Annotated in this window: 21 protein-coding genes; 6 read left to right on the top strand and 15 right to left on the bottom strand. The window is 73.4% G+C overall.

The window, feature by feature from the left end:
• Nucleotides 1-45 precede the first annotated feature (45 nt).
• Both OIM89_RS17645 and OIM89_RS17640 read right to left on the bottom strand, forming a co-directional pair.
• Nucleotides 46-1,254 (bottom strand): PLP-dependent aminotransferase family protein, encoded by a 1,209-nt coding sequence (locus OIM89_RS17645; RefSeq protein ID WP_226965407.1) that lies wholly within the window; start codon nucleotides 1,252-1,254, stop codon nucleotides 46-48.
• A gap of 92 nt (nucleotides 1,255-1,346) precedes the next feature.
• Nucleotides 1,347-2,657: a helix-turn-helix domain-containing protein gene (locus OIM89_RS17640; RefSeq protein WP_175457973.1), complete on the bottom strand. Its 1,311-nt coding sequence runs from the start codon at nucleotides 2,655-2,657 to the stop codon at nucleotides 1,347-1,349.
• Between the two features lie 167 nt (nucleotides 2,658-2,824).
• On the opposite strand from OIM89_RS17640, the gene OIM89_RS17635 reads away from it, so the two are divergent.
• Complete coding sequence (locus OIM89_RS17635; RefSeq protein ID WP_264491413.1) at nucleotides 2,825-3,463, top strand: DUF4232 domain-containing protein; 639 nt, start codon at nucleotides 2,825-2,827, stop codon at nucleotides 3,461-3,463.
• Between the two features lie 63 nt (nucleotides 3,464-3,526).
• On the opposite strand, the gene OIM89_RS17630 is transcribed toward OIM89_RS17635, so the two are convergent.
• Complete coding sequence (locus OIM89_RS17630; RefSeq protein WP_030699653.1) at nucleotides 3,527-4,114, bottom strand: helix-turn-helix domain-containing protein; 588 nt, start codon at nucleotides 4,112-4,114, stop codon at nucleotides 3,527-3,529.
• Nucleotides 4,115-4,244: 130 nt separating this feature from the next.
• On the opposite strand from OIM89_RS17630, the gene OIM89_RS17625 reads away from it, so the two are divergent.
• Nucleotides 4,245-4,790: a type II toxin-antitoxin system RelE family toxin gene (locus OIM89_RS17625; RefSeq protein ID WP_195730850.1), complete on the top strand. Its 546-nt coding sequence runs from the start codon at nucleotides 4,245-4,247 to the stop codon at nucleotides 4,788-4,790.
• Nucleotide 4,791: 1 nt separating this feature from the next.
• Here OIM89_RS17625 and OIM89_RS17620 read toward each other — a convergent pair whose 3' ends face one another.
• The 7 genes from OIM89_RS17620 to OIM89_RS17590 all read right to left on the bottom strand — a co-directional run bounded on the left by OIM89_RS17620 (nucleotide 4,792) and on the right by OIM89_RS17590 (nucleotide 11,688).
• Nucleotides 4,792-5,106 (bottom strand): type II toxin-antitoxin system prevent-host-death family antitoxin, encoded by a 315-nt coding sequence (locus tag OIM89_RS17620; protein ID WP_030699651.1) that lies wholly within the window; start codon nucleotides 5,104-5,106, stop codon nucleotides 4,792-4,794.
• An 83-nt stretch (nucleotides 5,107-5,189) separates the two neighbouring features.
• Entirely contained in the window at nucleotides 5,190-6,182 is a 993-nt protein-coding gene (hemB, locus tag OIM89_RS17615; RefSeq protein WP_030699650.1) for a porphobilinogen synthase, read from the bottom strand.
• A 123-nt stretch (nucleotides 6,183-6,305) separates the two neighbouring features.
• A complete protein-coding gene (locus OIM89_RS17610) occupies nucleotides 6,306-7,943 on the bottom strand; it encodes a uroporphyrinogen-III synthase (RefSeq protein ID WP_151169104.1) in 1,638 nt (545 codons plus the stop codon).
• Between the two features lie 23 nt (nucleotides 7,944-7,966).
• Nucleotides 7,967-8,938, bottom strand: a complete 972-nt coding sequence (gene hemC / locus OIM89_RS17605; protein WP_030699649.1) for a hydroxymethylbilane synthase — start codon at nucleotides 8,936-8,938, stop codon at nucleotides 7,967-7,969.
• Nucleotides 8,935-10,341 carry a glutamyl-tRNA reductase gene (locus OIM89_RS17600; RefSeq protein ID WP_264491412.1) on the bottom strand — a complete coding sequence of 469 codons (1,407 nt, stop codon included), beginning with the start codon at nucleotides 10,339-10,341 and terminating at the stop codon, nucleotides 8,935-8,937. The genes hemC and OIM89_RS17600 overlap by 4 nt, the downstream gene beginning before the upstream one ends.
• Entirely contained in the window at nucleotides 10,338-11,102 is a 765-nt protein-coding gene (locus OIM89_RS17595; protein WP_030699647.1) for a redox-sensing transcriptional repressor Rex, read from the bottom strand. The genes OIM89_RS17600 and OIM89_RS17595 overlap by 4 nt, the downstream gene beginning before the upstream one ends.
• A 304-nt stretch (nucleotides 11,103-11,406) precedes the next feature.
• A complete protein-coding gene (locus OIM89_RS17590) occupies nucleotides 11,407-11,688 on the bottom strand; it encodes a glutaredoxin family protein (RefSeq protein WP_037665643.1) in 282 nt (93 codons plus the stop codon).
• A gap of 191 nt (nucleotides 11,689-11,879) precedes the next feature.
• On the opposite strand from OIM89_RS17590, the gene OIM89_RS17585 reads away from it, so the two are divergent.
• The 4 genes from OIM89_RS17585 (at nucleotide 11,880) to OIM89_RS17570 (ending at nucleotide 16,981) form a co-directional block, all read left to right on the top strand.
• Nucleotides 11,880-12,839, top strand: a complete 960-nt coding sequence (locus tag OIM89_RS17585; RefSeq protein WP_264491794.1) for an HAD family hydrolase — start codon at nucleotides 11,880-11,882, stop codon at nucleotides 12,837-12,839.
• A 412-nt stretch (nucleotides 12,840-13,251) separates the two neighbouring features.
• Nucleotides 13,252-14,058 carry an ECF subfamily RNA polymerase sigma factor, BldN family gene (locus OIM89_RS17580; protein WP_030699644.1) on the top strand — a complete coding sequence of 269 codons (807 nt, stop codon included), beginning with the start codon at nucleotides 13,252-13,254 and terminating at the stop codon, nucleotides 14,056-14,058.
• Nucleotides 14,059-14,370: 312 nt separating this feature from the next.
• Nucleotides 14,371-15,609, top strand: a complete 1,239-nt coding sequence (locus OIM89_RS17575; RefSeq protein WP_030699643.1) for a DUF5667 domain-containing protein — start codon at nucleotides 14,371-14,373, stop codon at nucleotides 15,607-15,609.
• A gap of 97 nt (nucleotides 15,610-15,706) precedes the next feature.
• Nucleotides 15,707-16,981 (top strand): GNAT family N-acetyltransferase, encoded by a 1,275-nt coding sequence (locus OIM89_RS17570; RefSeq protein ID WP_264491411.1) that lies wholly within the window; start codon nucleotides 15,707-15,709, stop codon nucleotides 16,979-16,981.
• Nucleotides 16,982-17,006: 25 nt separating this feature from the next.
• On the opposite strand, the gene OIM89_RS17565 is transcribed toward OIM89_RS17570, so the two are convergent.
• The 5 genes from OIM89_RS17565 to OIM89_RS17545 all read right to left on the bottom strand — a co-directional run bounded on the left by OIM89_RS17565 (nucleotide 17,007) and on the right by OIM89_RS17545 (nucleotide 20,785).
• Nucleotides 17,007-17,984, bottom strand: coding sequence for a lysophospholipid acyltransferase family protein (locus OIM89_RS17565; RefSeq protein WP_264491410.1), 978 nt, complete (start codon nucleotides 17,982-17,984; stop codon nucleotides 17,007-17,009).
• A gap of 13 nt (nucleotides 17,985-17,997) precedes the next feature.
• Nucleotides 17,998-19,059, bottom strand: coding sequence for an NAD-dependent epimerase/dehydratase family protein (locus OIM89_RS17560; RefSeq protein ID WP_151169098.1), 1,062 nt, complete (start codon nucleotides 19,057-19,059; stop codon nucleotides 17,998-18,000).
• A 293-nt stretch (nucleotides 19,060-19,352) separates the two neighbouring features.
• Entirely contained in the window at nucleotides 19,353-19,451 is a 99-nt protein-coding gene (locus OIM89_RS17555; RefSeq protein WP_003948845.1) for a 30S ribosomal protein bS22, read from the bottom strand.
• Between the two features lie 144 nt (nucleotides 19,452-19,595).
• Entirely contained in the window at nucleotides 19,596-19,805 is a 210-nt protein-coding gene (locus tag OIM89_RS17550; protein ID WP_003948846.1) for a helix-turn-helix domain-containing protein, read from the bottom strand.
• Nucleotides 19,806-19,933: 128 nt separating this feature from the next.
• Nucleotides 19,934-20,785: a phosphatase gene (locus tag OIM89_RS17545; protein WP_030699640.1), complete on the bottom strand. Its 852-nt coding sequence runs from the start codon at nucleotides 20,783-20,785 to the stop codon at nucleotides 19,934-19,936.
• Between the last annotated feature and the right edge of the window lie 25 nt (nucleotides 20,786-20,810).

Here is a 20,810-nt window from a genome sequence, read left to right as displayed (position 1 = left end):
GACGGTACGCGCGTACCGTCCGGCCCCTGCCGCGTTCCGGGCGTCTCAGCGGGCCGCCGCGAACCCCTTCTCCAGGCGCCGCAGTCCCTCGGCGATCTCGTCCGGGGTCTGCGTCACGAAGCAGAGCCGCAGGGTGCCGTGGTCGGGGCGGTCGGCGAAGAAGGGCGCGCCCGGCACGTACGCCACGTCGAAGCCGACCACGGTGCGCAGCAGGGCGGCGGTGTCGTGCCCCTCGGGCAGCCGCGCCCAGACGAACATGCCGCCCTCCGGGGTGGTCCACGTCGAACCGGCGGGCAGGGCGTCGGGCAGGCCCGCCAGGAGGGCGTCGCGGCGGGTGCCGTAGACGGCGGCCACGCGGGCCACGTGGGCGTCGAGGTCGTTGTCGGCGAGGTAGCGGGCGGCGGCCAGCTGGTTGACGGTCGGGGTGTGCAGGTCGGTGCCCTCCTTGACCAGGGCGCAGGCGGCGCGCAGCGGGCGGGGCGCGCGCAGCCAGCCGAGGCGGAGCCCCGGCGCCATCACCTTGGAGAAGCTGCCGAGCAGCACCGTCCGGTCGGCCGCCTCGGGCAGCGAGGCGATCCACGGCAGCCGCTCCCCGGCGAACCGCAGCTCGCCGTACGGGTCGTCCTCGACGATCCACAGGCCGCGCCGGGCCGCGATCCGGGCGACCTCACGGCGCCGGGCGACGGTCATGGTGCGGCCGGTCGGGTTCTGGAAGGTGGGCACGGTGTAGAGGAACTTGGGGCGCTCGCGGACCACCAGCTCCTCCAGGGCGGCCGGGTCGATCCCGTCGTCGTCGCAGGCCACCGGCACGATCCGGGCCCCGGCGAAGGCGAAGACCTGGAGCGCGGCCAGGTAGCAGGGGCTCTCCACCAGCACGGTGTCGCCCGGCTCGATCAGCGCCTGCGCGACCAGGGACAGGCCCTGCTGCGAGCCGGTGGTGACCAGCACGTCGTCCGGCCCGGTGGCAAGCCCGCGCACCGTCATCCGCTCGGCGAGCGCCCCGCGCAGCGCCGGCTCGCCCTCGGTCGTCGCGTACTGGAGCGCGCGGGGCGCCTGCTCGGCCAGGACCGCCCGGAACGCCTCGGCGATCCCCTCGGCGTCGAACAGCTCCCGTGCCGGCAGCCCGCCCGCGAAGTTGATCACCTCGGGCCGCGCCGTCACCGCCAGGATGTCCCCGACCGGCGACCCCCCGCCGCCTACGGCCCGCCCCGCGAGCGGCGGCGTGGGGACGGATGCGGCAGGGCTCAGCGACATGGGGCACTCCTCGTTCTGCGTACTCCGCCCGCGCCGGGGCGGCCTCCCCGCACTCTAGGAGCCCGCCATGTGGACACCCGGCCGCCCCCGCCCTACCCGGGCTGGTGCTCGCTCCACTCGGAGGCACCGGGCGGATAGTCGTACGCCGGCCGCCCGGCCGACGCGCTGGTCCGGAACGGCCGCCCCCGGTCGTCCACCCTGAACACCCCCTGCCGCTCCCCGCTCGACCACTCCACCTCCAGGTACCAGCTCACGTCCCGCCCCCCGGTGTGCGCCGTCACCCGGAACATCTCCGGATCGCTCTCCCTGATCTTGTACGGGAACGGGCGCTGCCCCTCGGCCGCGCGGGCGGCGGGAGCGCCCTGGTCGAGGTCGACGTCGAAGGCGCGCAGCGCGACCCCGCCGCCGCAGCCGACCCCGGTCCCGTAGTCGGTCCACGGCAGCGGCTCCCCGGTACGCACCACCCGCACGTGCAGCGCCTGGAGGACGACCGTCTCGCTCCCCTTCCCCTGAAGCGTCACCTCCACCACCTGCTCGTCCGCCGACACCGCCCCCATCGCCGCCACCCACGCGGGCGCGTCCTGCTCGACGGGCGGCGGTCGCACCGCGTCGGGCTCCCGGTCCACCAGGTACCGCTGACTGCACTGGTCCTCCCAGGCGTGCGCCCGCACGGAGGCGTGGAAGGGGACGCCGGTGGACGCGGGGGCTGCGGGCTTGCCGTCCGCCGGACTCCCCGGGGAGGCACTGGGGGTGCCCGAGGGGGACGGCGACGCGGACGGCTCGTCCGACGCGGAGCCGGACGGGCTCGGGCTCCCGGACCCGGACGCCTGCGACGAGGCCACCGGGCCGCGCGTGGCTCCCGCCGGTTGTCCGGCCCCGGCACCGGGCCCCTCGCTGCCGAGCCGGCCTACGAGCAGGGCTCCGGCGGCGGCCACGGCGACGACGCCGGCGGTGGCGGCCAGGACGAGGCGGCGACGGGGCCGGAGGGAGGGCGGGGCGTCGGAGGTCTTCGAGCCCTCCGGGCTCTCCGGGGAGTCCGGGCTTCCCGGGACGCCGTCGGCATCCGGGGTGCTGGCCTGCGTACCGGAACCGGCAGCAGGGGCGTCGCCTCCTGCCCCGCCTCCGGCGCCCTTCCCCCGCTGCTCCCGGGCCGCGTCGGCGAGAATCCACCGCCGGTGCACCTCGACCAGCTCCTCCGGAGTCGCCCGGCAGAGGCGGGCGAACCGGTTGAGGGGCGCGAAGTCGGCCGGTACGGCGTCCCCGTTGCAGTACCGGTGGAGCGTCGAGGCCGACAGATGCAGCCTCTTGCCGAGCGCCCCGTAACTGAGCCCCGACCGCTCCTTGAGCGTGCTCAGCAGCGCGGCGAGCTGCGCCGCCGCCCCCGTGGAATCTGCGGTCCCCACCCGTCCCCCATCCCGTAAGACCGTTCCAGGGCACCCACGTTCCCGCAGGTCAGGCCCTACTTCATCGTTCCAGCGTCCCGTTCCCCCGGATCTTGCTGGCGGCCGGGACGAAGCGCGCCGCAAGCTTCGGTCATCCAAGCACGCCGCACCGCTGAAAGGACGTCACCATGACCGCCACGCCCCGCTCCCGCCGCCTGCGCACCCTCGCCGCCGCCCTCGTCACCACCGCAGCCCTCTCCCTCACGGCCTGCCAGACCGGCGCCGCCGACGCCACCGGAGTCGTCGACTCCACCCAGCCGCCGGTGCCCGCGGCGGAGGCAGCGCAGGAGGCGCCGGCCACCGGCGAGGAGGCCACCCAGGTCGCCGGCCGCAAGTCCCCCGCGAAGACCACCTCCTGCACCGCCGAGGGCACCAAGGTCACCGTCACCGAGGCCCCCCGCCCGATCAACCACCTCCTGATCAAGGCCACCAACACCAGCGACACCACCTGCCACCTCTACTACGCCCCCTACCTCCGCTTCGACCAGGCCCAGTCCGCCGTCCCCTTCATCGAGGAGAGCAAGCCCCAGGCCGTCGTCACCCTCGCCCCCGGCGAGTCCGGCTACGCCGGCGTCCTCACCTCCACCCCCGACGGCTCCCACCCCTACGACGCCACCTCCCTGACCCTCTACTACGCCGCCCGCTCCGGCCAGGGCTCCACCGGCGCCCCGAGCCACCCCGCCCTCCCCTCCGACTCGGTCCGCATCGACAGCAGCAACGCCGTCACCTACTGGCAGACCTCGGCGGCGGACGCGCTGATGTGGTGACCCGCACCATGCGAAGGCCCCGGCCCTGCGGAGGGGAGCCGGGGCCGACGCACGGATACGCCCTCAGCCACCAGGCCGCACGTACGCCACGGGCCCACCCGACTCGGACTCCAGCCGCCGCCCGAGCAACAGGCGGGCGCGGTCGGCGCCGGGGGCGTCGGGATTCACCCACTGCTGCGGGGTGACCAGCTCGGTGACGCTTCCGGCAAGGGCCCCGTGAAACCGGTACCGCCCGTCGCCACGGCTGTCGTACCCATCGATGCCGGTCAGCACAGCCACGACGTACTGGCCGAGGGTGACGGCCATGAGCCCGGCCCGGACGACCCGCTCGGGATCACAGCGCCACCAGCCGGAGAGGGCGGCTTGGAGTTGGCCGGGGGTGAGCTGGGTGGAGAAGCCGGTCCAACCCCGCTCCGTGTCATCGGCCTTCTCCGCCACCCCGACCCGCAGAACAGGCAGTTCGTGACTGCCGACAGCCGGGGGGCCGACGGCCTCGCGACGGGCCAGGGTCTCGATGTCGACCGTCGGCATAACGGTGCGATTGCCTCGTGCGCGGAGGGTGGGCAGGAGGCCCGAGGCAATGAGTCGCCGCAGCGTTCCGACTGCCAGATCCAGCCGTGCTGCCGCCTGGACAGTCGTCACATCTGTCATCGCACTCACCCTCGTGAAGCCCAACCATACAACGTAGCGTTGTAAAGTTATAACCAATCCCATCGCGGACGGCGTAAGTATCTGACGTCGCACGTTTGCCGCGAAGGCGGCCGATACGTACAGTGGTCGCATGATCACGCACCCTGTGCGCGTCACCCCCGACGCCCTGAAGGATCTGCTCCGCCTCTACCGCCAAGACCCCCAGATCCTCCGAGCGGCACTCCAGAAGATCCGCCTGCTGGAGAGCAACCCCTACGCGGGCCGCCCGCTCCTCGGGGACCTGGTCGGCTGCCGGAAGCTGGTCGTCGGTGACCGCACGTGGCGCATCGTCTGGCGGGTCCTCACGGACGCCGAGGGCAACACCAGTATCGAGATCTCCGAAGCGCTGGCCATCGGCGCGCGCGAGAACAACCGCGTCTACGAGGAGGCCCGCAAGCGACTCGAACGCATGGAGCCGTCCGAGGCCCGCGCGGACCTGGCCGACTTGCTCAGGCGTTTCGGCATGGACAGCCCCACTCAGGAGCCTTCGGCCGCACCACCCGAGGAGCCGGTGCCCGGCTGGCTCCGCGAGCGCCTCCTCGACCAGGCCGGACTCCCGGCCGACAAGGTGGCCGCCATGAGCCTCCGGGAGGCCGTGGACGCGTGGACCGCCTGGACCGCGCGCCCGAGGGGGTAGTTCAGGCTGCCTGGTCCTGCGTTTCGTCCAGGTCCTCGCGCGTCATCCCGAAACGCTCCAGCACTTCGTCGAAAGTGAAGCGCTCCCCGGTGTCGTCCACGGCCCGAGTGAGCACCACCAGCGCGTCGAGCAGGTCCTCCTCCAGCTGCTCGATCCGGTTCAGCCGGTCCACGCCGACCACGGCAGCGACCGGCTTGTTGCGGCGCTCGACCACGACGTCACGGCCGGCCTCCGCCTCCTTGACCAGTCCGGCCACACCCTTACCCGTCGCGTCGGTGACCGACAGGACCATGTGCGCTTCGCTGAGATTCCGCATGGGAAAACTGTACAGCTCGGGGCGCGAATCTGCACAGATTCGCGCCCCCGGTCGGTGCAGCCCTGTTCACCAGGGCTATCCCGTCACCCCAGCTTCCGCGCCACCTCAGTGGCCCAGTACGTCAGGATGACCTGCGCCCCAGCCCGCTTGATCCCCGTCAGCGACTCCATGATCGCCGCGTCCCGGTCGATCCAGCCCCGCTGGGCCGCCGCCTCGATCATCGAGTACTCCCCGCTGATCTGGTAGGCCGCGACCGGCACGTCGGAGGCTTCGGCGACCTTGGTGAGGATGTCGAGGTAGGGGCCGGCCGGCTTGACCATGACCATGTCGGCGCCCTCCTGGAGGTCGAGAGCGAGTTCGCGGAGGGCGTCGCGGGTGCCGGCGGCGTCCTGCTGGTAGGTCTTGCGGTCGCCCTGGAGGGAGGAGCCGACGGCCTCGCGGAAGGGGCCGTAGAAGGCCGAGGCGTACTTGACGGCGTAGGCGAGGATCGCCACGTCCTCGTGGCCGGTCTGGTCGAGGGCGTCGCGGATGACGCCGACCTGGCCGTCCATCATGCCGCTGGGGCCGACCACGTGGGCGCCGGCGTCGGCCTGGACCTGGGCCATCTCGGCGTACCGCTCCAGGGTGGCGTCGTTGTCGATCCGGCCGTCGGCGGTCAGGACGCCGCAGTGACCGTGGTCGGTGAACTCGTCAAGGCAGAGGTCGGACATGACCAGCAGGTCGTCGCCGACCTCGGAGCGGACGTCGCGCAGGGCGAGCTGGAGGATGCCGTCGGGGTCGGTGCCGGCCGTGCCGACGGCATCCTTCTTCGCGTCCTCGGGCACGCCGAAGAGCATGATGCCGGAGACTCCGGCGGCGACGGCCTCGGCGGCGGCCTTGCGGAGGGTGTCGCGGGTGTGCTGGTACACGCCGGGCATCGAGCCGATCTCGACCGGCTCCGAGATGGACTCGCGGACGAAGGCCGGCAGGACGAGGTCGGCCGGGTGGAGCCGGGTCTCGGCGACCATCCGGCGCATCACCGCGCTGCTCCGCAGCCTGCGGGGCCGGCTACCGGGGAACGATCCGTACGCACTCACGACCACAAACACCTACTCCGACGAACCGAGAACGGGACGGGCGCGCCGGGCGAGGAAACGCGGGAGCGGGCCCACCCCAAAGGGTAGGCCCGCTCCGGTACGTCCTGGTTCAGCGCCCCCGCCTCACGAGGAGGAGGCGGCCCTGCGGCGCCGGGCGCCGGGGCGCCGCTCGCTGGGCCGGGCGACGTTCTCCCCGGCCTCCAGCGCGGCCGCCCTGCGCTCCGCGCCGAAGGAGGCGAGCGCCTCGGCCAGCTTGTGCACCGAGGGCTCGGGCGCCATCACGTCGACTCTCAGCCCGTGCTCCTCCGCCGTCTTGGCGGTGGCGGGCCCGATACAGGCGATGATCGTGACGTTGTGCGGCTTGCCCGCGATGCCGACCAGGTTGCGGACGGTCGAGGACGAGGTGAACAGGACCGCGTCGAAGCCGCCGCCCTTGATCGCCTCGCGGGTGTCGGCCGGCGGCGGCGAGGCGCGCACCGTCCGGTAGGCGGTGACGTCGTCCACCTCCCAGCCCAGCTCGATCAGCCCGGCCACCAGGGTCTCGGTGGCAATGTCGGCGCGCGGCAGGAACACCCGGTCGATCGGGTCGAAGACCGGGTCGTACGGCGGCCAGTCCTCCAGGAGCCCGGCCGCGGACTGCTCGCCCGAGGGGACGAGGTCGGGCTTGACGCCGAAGGCGATCAGCGCGGCCGCGGTCTGCTCGCCGACGGCGGCGACCTTGATGCCCGCGAAGGCCCGCGCGTCGAGCCCGTACTCCTCGAACTTCTCCCGGACCGCCTTGACCGCGTTGACGCTGGTGAACGCGATCCACTCGTAACGTCCGGTGACCAGGCCCTTGACGGCCCGCTCCATCTGCTGCGGGGTGCGCGGCGGCTCGACGGCGATGGTCGGCACCTCGTGCGGCACCGCGCCGTAGGAGCGCAGCTGGTCGGAGAGCGAGGCCGCCTGTTCCTTGGTGCGCGGCACCAGGACCTTCCAGCCGAAGAGCGGCTTCGACTCGAACCAGGAGAGCTGGTCGCGGCGGGCCGGGGCGCAGTGCTCACCGACCACGGCTATGACCGGTCGGCCGCCGTCCGGCGAGGGCAGCACCTTGGCCTGCTTGAGGACCTGCGCGACGGTGCCGAGCGTCGCCTCCCAGGTCCGCTGACGGGTGGTGGTCCCGGCGACGGTGAGCGTCATCGGGGTGTCGGGCTTGCGCCCGGCCGCCACCAGTTCGCCCGCCGTGGCCGCGGCCTGGTCGAGGCTGGTGGAGACGACGACGGTGCCGTCGCTCGCGCCCAGCTCGGTCCAGCAGCGCTCGGTGGCGGTGCGCGCGTCGACGAAGCGCACGTCGGCGCCGGTCTCGTCGCGCAGCGGGATACCGGCGTACGCGGGGACGCCGACCGCCTCCGCGATGCCGGGGACCACCTCGAAGGTGACGCCCTCGGCGGCGCAGGCGAGCATCTCGCGGACGGCCTCGGAGTCGAGCCCCGGGTCGCCCTGGACGGCCCGCACGACCCGCTTTCCGGCCCGCGCGGCCCCCATGACAAGATTGGCGGCATCGCCGAATCGGCGGGCCTCCGCGGGGGTTGACGCCTCGTCAGCGGAAAGTTGCGGCATGTCCGCGCCCGCCCTGGCATGCGCCCTGACGACGTCGAGCACCTGCTCCTCCGCGACCAGGACGTCGGCGGCGGCCAGCGCCTCGACGGCGCGCAGAGTGAGAAGCCCCGGGTCGCCGGGACCGGCACCGAGGAAGGTGACGTGCCCATGGTCGGAGAACATTGCATTTACAGCGGTGGTGGGGCTCAAAGTGCTCGCTCCCCCATCAGACCGGCCGCACCCTTGGCCAGCATCTCGGCAGCGAGTTCGGTGCCGAGCGCGGCCGCCTCGTCATGCGTCGTGGGCACGGGACCGGTGGTGGACAGCTGCACCAGCGCGGAACCGTCGGGCGAACCGACGACGCCCCGCAGGCGCATTTCCTTGACAACCTGCCCGTCGGCCAGAAGGTCGGCCAGCCCACCCACGGGTGCGCTGCAACCGGCCTCCAGGGCAGCGAGCAGGGAACGCTCGGCGGTGACGGCGGCCCGGGTCACCGGGTCGTCCAGCTCCGCGAGCACGGCGGCGAGCGGCAGCCCGTCGGCCTCATGGCCGGCGGCGCACTCGATCGCCAGGGCCCCCTGGCCGGGGGCGGGCAGAATCGTGTCGACCGAGAGGTACTCGGTCACCTCCTCGCTCCTGCCGACACGGTGCAGCCCGGCCGCGGCGAGAACCACCGCGTCCAGCTCACCGCTGCGGACGAAACCGATGCGGGTGTCGATGTTCCCCCGGATCGGCACGGTCTCGATCGCCATCCGGTGCCCACGGGCGTACGCGTTGAGCTGCGCCATGCGCCGGGGCGAACCGGTGCCGATGCGCGCCCCCTCGGGCAGCTCCTCGAAGCGGAGCCCGTCGCGGGCGATCAGCACGTCGCGCGGGTCCTCGCGGGCCGGTACGGCGGCCAGGACGAGCTCGTCCGGCTGGGCCGTCGGCAGGTCCTTGAGCGAGTGCACCGCGAAGTCCACCTCCCCGCGCACCAGCGCCTCGCGCAGGGCGGCGACGAAGACGCCGGTGCCCCCGATCTGCGCCAGGTGCTCGCGGGAGGTGTCGCCGTACGTCGTGATCTCCACCAGCTCGACGGGCCGCCCCGTCAGCTGGTGGACGGCGTCGGCCACCTGTCCGGACTGGGCCATGGCGAGCTTGCTGCGCCTGGTCCCGAGTCGCAATGCCTTCTCGGTCATGACCGGTCTCGATTCAGGTCGTCCGTGGTGGTGCGGGCGGGCGCGGCACTGTCGCCGCGCGCCCCGTTGTCGGCCCGGCTGACGGCCGCGACCGTCTGCGGGTCGAGGTCGAAGAGGGTCCGCAGGGCGTCGGCGTACCCGGCGCCCCCGGGCTCTTGGGCCAGCTGCTTGACCCGCACGGTCGGGGCGTGCAGGAGCTTGTCGACGACGCGGCGGACGGTCTGCGTGATCTCCGCCTGCTCGCGTTCGCCGAGGTCGGGGAGGCGGCCGCGGAGCCGCCCCATCTCGCCGGCCACCACGTCGGCGGCCATGGTGCGCAGGGCGACCACGGTCGGCGTGATGTGGGCGGCACGCTGGGCCGCGCCGAAGGCGGCGACCTCCTCGGAGACGAGGGTGCGGACCGCGTCCACGTCGGCGGCCATCGGGGCGTCGGCGGACGCCTCGGCGAGGGATTCGATGTCGACCAGGCGGGCGCCGGCGACGCGGTGCACGGCGGCGTCCACGTCGCGCGGCATGGCCAGGTCGAGCAGGGTCAGCGGGTCGCCGTCGGTGCGCCCGGCGACCGCGGCGGCGACCGCCTCGGCGGTGAGGACGAGGCCGGTGGCGCCGGTGCAGGAGACGGCGATGTCGGCGCGGGCCAGCTCGCCGCTGACCGAGGCCATCGGCACGGCGCGGGCGGCGAAGCCCTCGGCGGCCGCGGCCCCGCCGGGCTGGGCGAGGATCTCGGCGAGCCGCTCGGCGCGCTCCAGGGTGCGGTTGGCGACCACGATCTCCTGGACCCCGGCGCGGGCCAGGGTGGCGGCGGCCAGCGAGGACATCGAGCCGGCGCCGATGATCAGCGCGCGCTTCTTGGCGGCCCAGTCGGCGACCTGCTCGCCCTGGGCCAGCTGCTCCAGGCCGAAGGTGACCAGGGACTGCCCGGCGCGGTCGATGCCGGTCTCGCTGTGAGCGCGCTTGCCGACCCGCAGGGACTGCTGGAACAGGTCGTTCAGCAGCCGTCCGGCGGTGTGCAGCCGCTGCGCGGTGGCGAGGGAGTCCTTGATCTGCCCGAGGATCTGCCCCTCCCCGACCACCATCGAGTCCAGCCCGCAGGCCACCGAGAACAGGTGGTGGACGGCGCGGTCCTCGTAGTGGACGTAGAGGTACGGCGTGAGTTCGTCGAGGCCGACCCCGCTGTGCTGGGCGAGCAGGGTGGAGACCTCGGCGACACCGGCGTGAAACTTGTCCACGTCGGCGTAGAGCTCGATGCGGTTGCAGGTGGCGAGGACGGCCGCCTCGGTGACGGGCTCGACGGCGAGCGCGTCCTGGAGGAGCTTGGCCTGCGCGTCGGCGCTCAGCGCGGCGCGTTCCAGGATGCTCACGGGCGCGCTGCGGTGGCTCAGCCCCACGACGAGAAGACTCATGCCGGCATCACGGCGGGAACGTCCCCGTCGGGTCCCTTGCGGGGGGTGGTGTGCGGGCCCGCGGGCAGCTCCGCGGGGGCGGCGGGCGCGGTGGCGTCCTCGCCGGCCTTGCGCTGCTCGTGGAAGGCGAGGATCTGCAGCTCGATGGAGAGGTCGACCTTGCGCACGTCGACGCCCTCGGGCACCGAGAGGACGGTCGGCGCGAAGTTCAGGATGGAGGTGACCCCGGCCGCCACGAGCCGGTCGCAGACCTGCTGGGCGCCGCCGGCGGGGATGGTGATGACGCCGATGGAGACGCCGTTCTCGGTGACGATCCGCTCCAGGTCGTCGGTGTGCGAGACGGGCATCCCCGCGACGGTGCGGCCGGTCAGCGCCGGGTCCTGGTCGAGCAGGGCGGCGACCCGGAAGCCGCGCGAGGCGAAGCCGCCGTAGTTGGCGAGGGCCGCGCCGAGGTTACCGACGCCGACGATGACGACGGGCCAGTCCTGGGTCAGGCCCAGCTCGCGGGAGATCTGGTACACGAGGTACTCGACGTCGTAGCCGACCCCGCGCGTCCCGTAGGAGCCGAGGTACGAGAAGTCCTTGCGCAGCTTCGCCGAGTTGACGCCCGCCGCCGTCGCCAGCTCCTCGGAGGAGACCGTGGGGACGGAGCGCTCCGACAGCGCGGTGAGGGCTCGCAGGTAGAGCGGAAGCCTGGCGACCGTGGCCTCGGGAATTCCTCGGCTGCGGGTCGCCGGTCGGTGAGTTCGGCCAGTTGCCACGGTGCTCCTGCGGGTAGAGCGAGGCTGTGGGCGGCCGCGCCTGCGCAGACCGCCCCGTCCCGTGCAGGCTATGCCTTTGTGAACGCGTGCACAAAGATGGTGTCCCATTTGTCCACCCAAAGTGACCGGGGTCACGCGTACTTACCAGCCGGTCCGGGAACCGTCCGGCCCGCCCCGCACGTCCCTGGAAAACCGCTCCGGACCTGCGGCTACGGAGCCGGGGAGCCGTTCGCCCCGCCGTCACCGCCCGCTCGCCGGCCGTTTCCCGGGCCGAAACCCCCCGCCCGTACGAGCGCCCGCGCGCTCAGCTCAGCGCCTTCCGCAGCCGCTCCGGGCTGACCCGCCAGAAGTCGTGCTGCTCCCCGTCGACGAGCACCACCGGGATCTGCTCCCAGTAGGCGTCGTGGAGCGCCTGGTCCTGGAGGATGTCCTTCTCCTCCCACACCGCGCCGACCTCGGCGCAGACCGCCGCCACCACCTCGCGGGCGTCATCGCAGAGATGGCACCCGGGCTTGCCCACCAGGGTGACGACCCGCTCTGCGGGAGCCTTCTTCGCACGACGGAACACCGGACTCATACCGCCCATTGTGGCCCCGACCCCTCCGCGGCCCGCGCGCCGGGGGCCGCCACACCGCCCGCGACGGCCCGTCACACCCCCGACCCGAAGTGTTCACGACCGGGCACCCTCCGGGGTCCGGGCGTGCCCCGAGGACTGACTATGCTCTCGACATGCCCCTCCCCACGCCCGACGGCAAGTCCGGCCGGAACCCGCTGAGGATGCGCCTCTCCTGGGAATGGCTGACCCCCCGCAGACGCCCGGCCACCGCGCGCAGCGTGCTGGCGGGCGAGGCGAGCGCCGAGGCGGCCCGCAAGACCTCGCAGGCGCCGGAGGAGGCACTGGAGGCCGGAGCCACCGAGGTCACGCCCGCCGAGGAGCCGGCCGAGCCGGAGTTCCCGGTCGCCGGGGACGAACGCGCCGCCGCCTTCTTCGACCTGGACAACACGGTGATGCAGGGCGCCTCCCTCTTCCACTTCGGCCGCGGCCTGTACAAGCGGAAGTTCTTCGAGCGCCGCGAACTGACCCGCTTCGCCTGGCAGCAGGCGTACTTCCGGATCGCGGGCACCGAGGACGCGGGGCACATCCAGGACGTCCGCGAGTCCGCCCTCTCCATCGTCAAGGGCCACCGCGTCGCCGAACTCATGTCGATCGGCGAGGAGATCTACGACGAGTACCTCGCCGGCCGCATCTGGTCCGGCACCCGCGCCCTCGCCCAGGCCCACCTCGACGCGGGCCAGCGGGTCTGGCTGGTGACCGCGGCGCCGGTGGAGACCGCCACGATCATCGCCCGCAGGCTCGGTCTGACCGGGGCGCTGGGCACCGTCGCCGAGTCGGTCGGCGGGGTGTACACCGGCCGCCTGGTCGGCGAGCCGCTGCACGGCCCCGCCAAGGCCGAGGCGGTCCGCGCGCTGGCCGCCGCCGAGGAGCTGGACCTCGACCGCTGCGCCGCGTACAGCGACTCGCACAACGACATCCCGATGCTCTCGCTGGTCGGCCACCCCTACGCCATCAACCCGGACTCCAAGCTCCGCAAGCACGCCCGGGAGCACGACTGGCGGCTGCGCGACTACCGGACCGGGCGCAAGGCCGTGAAGATCGGCATCCCGGCCGCCGCCGGGGTCGGCGCGCTGGCCGGCGGCACCGCCGCCGCGGTCGCCATCCACCGCCGCCGCTCCTGACGCGACACGCACAGGCCGCCCTTCCGGCACGCCGGGGGCGGCCTTTCGGCGTACGTGCCTCCACCATCGCGCCCCTCGCACCACCGTGCGCCCGGCCGGACCGACTACCCGACAAAACGGCGTTCTTACCCCGCCGCGCCCCACGGCACGCACGTTCACCCGAGACGACCACAACACGTCCCCCACACGGCCGGAATTCGGACTCTTCCGATCAGCTGGCGATCACTCTGTGCCAAGCGAACAGACCGATAAGGGCCACGGAACCGTCGCAATCGGTGATTTGAGCAACTCGGTGTAGCGCCGCCTGTACGAAGCGTTATTCTCCTCAGACGCAATTCCGGTGCCTCACACCGCCACATCGAGTGAACGGCGACGCACCGTACGTGATGGAAGCTCTGCCTCTGGGAGTCCCGTGTACCCACACGTCGGGGTTGACGCCTCGGGCCTGGCTACGCTGCGCGCAACGGTCGTCGACCGCCTGCGCAGCTTCGTCCCCACCGTTTACGCCGTCCCCGCCCTCGCCGCCCCCGCGCTCCCCTCATCCGGGTCCGCCGGTTCCGCCTACGCCCTCGCCGAAAGCGGCGCCGCCGTCGGCAGACGGGGCCGCACCGGCTCCGCCCGCCGCGCCGGCGGGGCCACCACCACGGCCCGCCGTCCCGCGGCCGACAGCGACAGCGCCCGCATGATGGAACTGGTCGAACGCGCCCAGGACGGGGAGGCCGAGGCGTTCGGGAAGCTGTACGACCAGTACAGCGACACCGTCTACCGCTACATCTACTACCGGGTGGGCGGAAAGGCCACCGCCGAGGACCTGACCAGCGAGACCTTCCTGCGCGCCCTGCGCAGGATCGGCACCTTCACCTGGCAGGGCCGCGACTTCGGCGCCTGGCTGGTCACCATCGCCCGCAACCTGGTCGCCGACCACTTCAAGTCGAGCCGCTTCCGCCTCGAAGTGACCACCGGCGAGATGCTCGACGCCAACGAGGTCGAACGCAGTCCCGAGGACTCGGTCCTGGAGTCCCTCTCCAACGCCGCCCTCCTCGACGCCGTCCGACGTCTCAACCCCCAGCAGCAGGAATGCGTCACGCTCCGATTTCTCCAGGGCCTGTCGGTCGCCGAGACCGCACGCGTCATGGGGAAGAACGAGGGCGCGATCAAAACGCTCCAGTACCGGGCGGTCCGCACCCTGGCCCGCCTGCTCCCGGACGACGCCCGCTGACCGTCCCGCACCACCCGTCCCCACCGCTGTCCCACCCTGTCCCGCCCCTGTCCCCGTACCGAGCTCGCCGTCCCGCCGACCGCCACGCACCGTGCCCGTCAACTGGCCGTGCGTGGCTGTTCGCTGGGTTCCGCGGACCGATCGCGGCAGTTCCGTAACCAGGGGGCCGGGCCAGTCGTTGGGGGGATTGCAGACTTCCCCCGGATGCGCTTCAGCAGCCCCGCCCTCACTCGATCGGGTGGACGCCGCCGCGGTGCGGAACTCCCGGATCGCGCGGGGAGTCGATCGTCATGACGAGAGGAGGTGCCGCCCGTGATCGCGAATGTATCGGCACACCGGCGGGCGAACGCCTTCGCCCAGGCCCTGGAGGAGCAGACGCCCCCGGGCCAGGCGGCCGAGGTCCGGCCACCGGCGGCGTCCGGGGAGCAGCCCGGCGCGGCTCCCGCGGAGCGCGCCGAGGAGAGCAGGATGCTCTCCCTGGCAGCCGGGCTCGGCGAAGTGCCCAGACCCCAACTGGACCCCGAGGTGAGAACCGTCCAGCGCGCCCAGCTGGTCGCCGCGATGGAGGCGATGGCCGGCTCCGCGCCGGACCCTTCGGTGCCCGAGCAGCGCTCCGGCCGGGGCGCGCACCGGGCCAGCCCCCTGCGGAAACTCCGCCCCCGCTCGCGCCTCACCAAGGGCCTCGCCGCGGGCGGCCTCACGGTGGGCGTCGCGGCGGGAGCCTTCGGCGGCGTGGCCGCGGCCAGCTCCGACGCCCTCCCCGGTGACTCGCTCTACGGGCTGAAGCGCGGCATGGAGGACATCAAGCTCGGCATGGCCGGTGACGCGGCCGACCGCGGCGGGATCTACCTCGACCACGCCTCGACCCGGCTGAGCGAGGCCCGCCGTCTGATGGAGCGCGGCCGCTCGGGCTCCCTGGACCACGAGTCGCTCGCCGAGATCCGCCGCGCCCTGGGCGCCGTGCACCACGACGCCGGCCAGGGCCACCGGCTGCTCAGCGCCGCCTACCAGGAGGGCGGTTCGCTCCGGCCCATCCAGCAGCTCTCCTCCTTCTCCCAGTCGCACCGGGCCACCTGGACCTCGCTGCGCGACCAGCTCCCGCCCACCCTGTTCGACGTGAGCGACCAGGTGAGCGAGGTCTTCGACGCCATAGAGGAGGAGGTCGAGCCGCTCCGTTCGCTGCTGCCCGGCGCCCCCTCCCAGGACGACCGGCCGGGCGGCTCCCCCGCCCCCGGCTCGTCCCCGCCCGCCGGGTCCGGCTCGGTGGCCCCCGGCGAGCCGGACCCGTCCGGCTCGGCGGAGCGCGAGGGCGGCGGCCAGGGCGGCACCGGCGAGAAGGGCAGCCCGATGCCGTCCGCCGGTGACCAGCAGGACGACGGCCTCCTCGGCGGCTCGACCGGCGGCCTGCTCGACCCGCCCCGGACCGGCCAGGACTCCCCGGCCCCCTCCCAGGAGCAGCGCGAGCCCGGCACCGCCCCGGACGTCACCCTCCCGCCCCTCCTCCCGGGCCTCCTCCCCGGCCTCGGCATCGACGCGGGCGACCGGGACTGACCAACCCGGCACCCGTACGAACCGGAGGGCCTCACCGTGCGCGGTGGGGCCCTCCGGCGTGTGCGCCGGCCCGGCCCGGTGCCCTTACCCTCCTCGGATGACCGACGCGACGATCACGTCCGCATCCCCCCAGCCCACCACCTTGACGGTCCGGGAGATCACCGAGGACGACCTGGACGGCTGGGGCCGCGCCTACAGCAAGGGCAACTTCGTGCCCTACCGGGCCGCCTCCCTGGAACGGCGCCGGCGCGTCTTCGAACCGGGCCGGTGGCTCGGCGCGTACGAGGGTGAGGAGTGTGTGGGGACGTTCCGGGGGCTCGCGCTCGATCTGAGCGTGCCGGGCGGGGCCCTGCTGCCTGTCCTCGGTGTCAGCTCGCTCGCGGTCGTGCCCGCGCACCGGCGGCGGGGCATCCTCTCCGCGCTGATGGCCCACGGGCTGAACGCGGCGGTCGAACGGGGCGAGGCGGCGGCGGTGCTGCACTCGGCCGCGTACCCGGTGTACGGCCGGTACGGCTTCGCGCCCGCCACCCGGCACGGCGGCTTCACCGTCGATGTCACGGCCTCGGGCGGCCTCCGCCCGGGCCTCGACATCTCCGGCAGCCTCCGCGAGGCCGCCCCGGAGGAGGTACGCCGCCTCGGCCCGGCCCTGTTCGACGAGGCCCGCCGCAACCGGGCCGGCGCGGTGAGCCGCCCGGAGTGGAGCTGGCGGCGGCGGACCGGGGCGGCGCTGCTGCCCGGGGAGGAGTGGGACGCGCCGACCGTCCTCGTCCACCAGGATGGCGCGGGACAGGTGCGCGGCCTCGTCGCGTACACGGTCGACGGGAAGTGGAGCGACCGCGTCCCCGACGCGACGCTGACCGTCACCGACCTCATCGCCACCACCGCGCAGGCCCGCCGCGCGCTCTGGGCCCACCTGCTCTCCGTCGACTGGGTGCGCAGGATCGAGGTCCCGGACGCCGCCCCGGACGACCCGCTACCGCTCCTCCTGCGCGACCCGCGCGCCGTCCGCCCGCTCCCCCACCCGGCGGACTGCCTCTGGCTGCGCCTGCTCGACCTGCCCGCCGCGCTGACCGTCCGCACCTACCCGCCCGGCCTGCGGCTGACGCTGCGCGTCGCCGACCCGGCCGGTCACGTCGACGGGACGTGGCTGCTGCGCACCGGCGCCGACGGCTCGGCCGAGGTCACCCCGGACGGCGGCCCGGCCGGCCTGGCCCTGGACGCGGCCGCCCTAGCCGCGCTCCACCTCGGCGGCGAGCAGGCGAGCAGGCTGGCTGCGGCCGGGCTGGCCACCGAGTTGACCCCGGGCGCGGCCCGCCTCGCGGACACCCTTTTCCGTACCTCCGCCGAGCCGTGGTGCCCCGACCACTTCTGAACGCGGGCGGGCCCCCCGGGGGACCTCAGAAGAAGACCGACCGCCGCTGCACCAGCAGCTTGTACAGCGTGTGCTGGATCTGCTCGCGCACCTGGTCGGTGAGGTTGAACATGAGCATCGGGTCCTCGGCCGCCTCCATCGGGTACCCGTCGGTGGGGATCGGCTCGCCGAACTGGATGGTCCACTTGGTCGGCAGCGGCAGCGCGCCGAGCGGCCCGAGCCACGGGAAGGTCGGCGTCAGCGGGAAGTACGGCAGCCCCAGCACCCGCGCGAGGGTGCGGGCGTTGCCGACCATCGGGTAGATCTCCTCGGCGCCCACGATGGAGCAGGGCACGATCGGGACGCCCGCGCGCAGCGCCGTCGAGACGAAGCCGCCCCGCCCGAACCGCTGGAGCTTGTACCGCTCGCTGAACGGCTTGCCGATCCCCTTGAACCCCTCGGGCATCACCCCGACGATCTCGCCCGCCCCCAGCAGCCGTTCGGCGTCCTCGGCGCAGGCGAGGGTGTGACCGGCCTTGCGGGCGACCTCGTTGACCACCGGCAGCCGGAAGACCAGGTCGGCGGCGAGCAGCCGCAGGTGGCGTTCGGCCGGGTGCCGGTCGTGGACGGCGACCTGGAGCATCAGCCCGTCCAGGGGCAGCGTCCCGGAGTGGTTGGCGACGATCAGGGCGCCGCCGTCGGCGGGGATGTTCTCGATCCCCTTCACCTCGACCCGGAAGTACTTCTTGTACACCGGGCGCAGCAGCGACATCAGGACCTGGTCGGTGAGTTCCTCGTCGTAGCCGAACGCGTCGACCTCGTACTCGCCGGTGAGGCGGCGCCGCAGGAAGGCGAGGCCGCCCGCGATGCGCCGGTCCCAGCCGCCGTCGTCCCGGGCGGGCCCGGGTTCCGGCCCGGCGGCCGGCTGCGGCTGCTCGGGCAGCGCGCGTACGGGGGCCGGGGTGCGGGGGCGGCGACGGCGCGGCCGGTCGTCGTCGAAGGGGATGACCTTGGCGTCCGCCATGGTGCTCTGCTCCTTAGTCGGCGCTCGGTACGGGGTACGCGGTGCTGGGTGCTCGTACGGTCTCGGCGACCCGGTCGACGGCGTGGGCCACGGCGTGCGGCGGGAGGAGTCCGCTGCCGCGGGCGCGGGCGAAGTCGGCGAAGGTCTGCGCGGTGGTCCAGGCGGGGTGGAAGCCGAGGGTCTCGCGCATCTGCACGGTGGAGACGACCCTCCCGTGGGTGAGCAGCCGGATCTGTTCCCGGGAGAAGTCGGTGACGCCGACGGTCCGCAGCGCCGCCCCGACCCAGGTGACGGCGGGGAGCAGCACGGGCACGGTGGGGCTCCCGAGCCGCCGCGCGCACTGGGAGAGCAGGACCACGCCGTCCCCGGCGATGTTGAAGGTGCCGCTGTTGAGCGTCCCCCGGGCGGGTTCCCCGGCGGCGATGCTCAGCACCTCCAGGCAGTCCTCCTCGTGGACGAACTGGAGGCGCGGGTCGTAGCCGAGGACGGTCGGCAGCACCGGCAGCGAGAAGTACTCGGCGAGCGGGGTGTCCGCGCCGGGCCCGAGGATGTTGGCGAACCGCAGCACGCAGACGGCCACGTCCGGCCGCCGCCGCGCGAACCCGCGCACGTACCCCTCGACCTCGACGGCGTCCTTGGCGAAGCCGCCACTGGGGAGCGCCTTGGCCGGGGTCGTCTCGGTGAAGACGGCCGGGTCACGGGAGGCGGAACCGTAGACGTTGGTGGACGACTTCACGACGAGCCGCCGCACGCTGGGCGCCTTCTGGCACGCCCCGAGCAGCTGGAGCGTCCCGATGACGTTGGCCTCCTTCACGGAGGACCGCCCACCACCGCCGAGCGGCGTCCCGGACACATCGAGATGCACCACGGTGTCGACGCGGTACTCCGCGAGCAACCGCCCGATGGCCGGCCGCCCGATGTCGGCCTGCACGAACTCGGCGTCCCCCAGCTGATGCGCGGGCGCCACCGAGTCGACGGCCACCACCTTGTCGACCCCCTCCTCCCGCTGCACCCGCCGCACGAACCGCCCACTCAACGGACGCGCGACCCCCGTCACGAGCACGACCCTGCCCAAGTCAGCGCCTGCCTTCCCCAGTCAGCTGTGCCCCGGCAACCCTTGCCACCTCACGGTAACGGCTCAACATCGCCCCACGACGACACCGTGCCGCCCAACCACTGCTCTCAGCCAGGCCACGAAATTCAGCCCGGCCGGCGCTTGAGGCCATCTTGTACGCGCGCGTACGACCCGGACCCCAGCCAAACTCAGCCCGGCCGGCGCTTGAGGCCACCCCAAGTGGCCGGGGCCACAAAAAACGAGGCCCTCCCACCCACAGGCAGGAGGACCTCGTAAAGCACGCCGCTAGGCGCTTACTTCTTGTTGCGACGCTGCACACGCGTCCGCTTCAGCAGCTTGCGGTGCTTCTTCTTGGCCATCCGCTTACGCCGCTTCTTGATAACAGAGCCCACGACTACCCTCGCTCACTTCTCGGACAACCCCCGTTTTCACCGGGGGTCATTGGTGCGGGGCTGCATGGGCCCACACGACCTACGTCGGCTTAGCCTACCCGCCCCACGCCCGAGCCCGTAATCGAGGTCCCGCGGCCCCGGCCGTCAGGCCGTCTCCACCCCCACGTAGGAGTCGCGAAGGTACTCGTGAACCGCCTGTTCCGGGACGCGGAAGGACCTTCCGACCCGGATGGCGGGCAGATGACCGCTGTGCACCAGGCGGTACACGGTCATCTTGGACACGCGCATCACCGAGGCGACTTCCGCCACGGTCAGAAACTGGACCTCGTTGAGAGGCCGGTCAGCAGCAGCCATGTCACACCTGAACCTTCCGCACATGACGGGCACCGGCTTCCCCTCCGGTGACTCCTCGTCTCTGTGCGCTCACTCCCCAATGTAGGGGCGGGTGATGCGAGTGGGGAAGAGGAGCCCCTGCCGGGTCCCTACGGTGACAGACACGCCCGATTGAGTACATAGCGCGTCAGCGGCTCGTAGCAGGCCGACCGCACTCCGTCATCGAGCGGCACCGCCACCGCCACCCGCCCCTCTGCCTCCCCGACGAAGGGCGCGGGGTCGTCGGTGTCGGCCGGCCCGATCGCCTCGAACCCCAGCTGACCTGCCCCGCAGGCCCAGCCGTGGTCGCCGACGACGAGCCCGGGCAGCGGCCCGCCGCCCTCCGCGGCCGCGCCGAGCACCACGCGTACGGGCAGCGGCGAATGACAGTGCGCGCCCGGCTCACAACCCGCCCCCGGGGCCGCTTCCGCTCTCACCAACGCGACGCCCTGTACGTAGTCGATCCGGTGCGTGCGTAGACCGAACCGGGTCGTTATGTCGACACTTCGGCCCTGCGCGGGGGTGAGGACGTGCCCTCCCGCCGCCGAGACGGCCCGCGACAGGGCGGCGTAGAAACCGAGGAGGCGGTGGGGGTGCCCGGTGCCGAAGAGGACGGGGCGCCGCTCGGCGACGGCCCGGCCGAGCCGTACGGCGAAGCGGTCGAGGGCCAGCAGGGTCCGGTCCGGGTCGACGGTGTCGGCGCCGTCGGTCCGGCGCGGGTCGGCCGAGACCCCGCACCGCCGTGCCATCAGTGCCAGCACGTCGCGCTCGCGCCAGACGCCGGCCGGGTCGAGGCCGAGCAGCACGCGGGGATCGCGGGCGGCGAAGAGGCGGTAGCTGCGCAGGCTCGCCTCCCGGGTGGTCGCGACGGGCCCGGCGATCCCGCTGGCGAGCAGGTGCGCGCGCAGGGCCGCCCGGGAGGGCGACGGGGCCGGGGTGCGCGGGGTCGGCAGGAGGGACACGTACGCGATGCTGACGCACCGTGGA

Source organism: Streptomyces sp. BI87, from assembly GCF_025957665.1.
Taxonomy (GTDB): Bacteria; Actinomycetota; Actinomycetes; order Streptomycetales; family Streptomycetaceae; genus Streptomyces; species Streptomyces albidoflavus.
The sequence above is the reverse complement of the archived record's forward strand: the minus strand, read 5'-3'. Positions and strand labels throughout refer to the sequence as shown.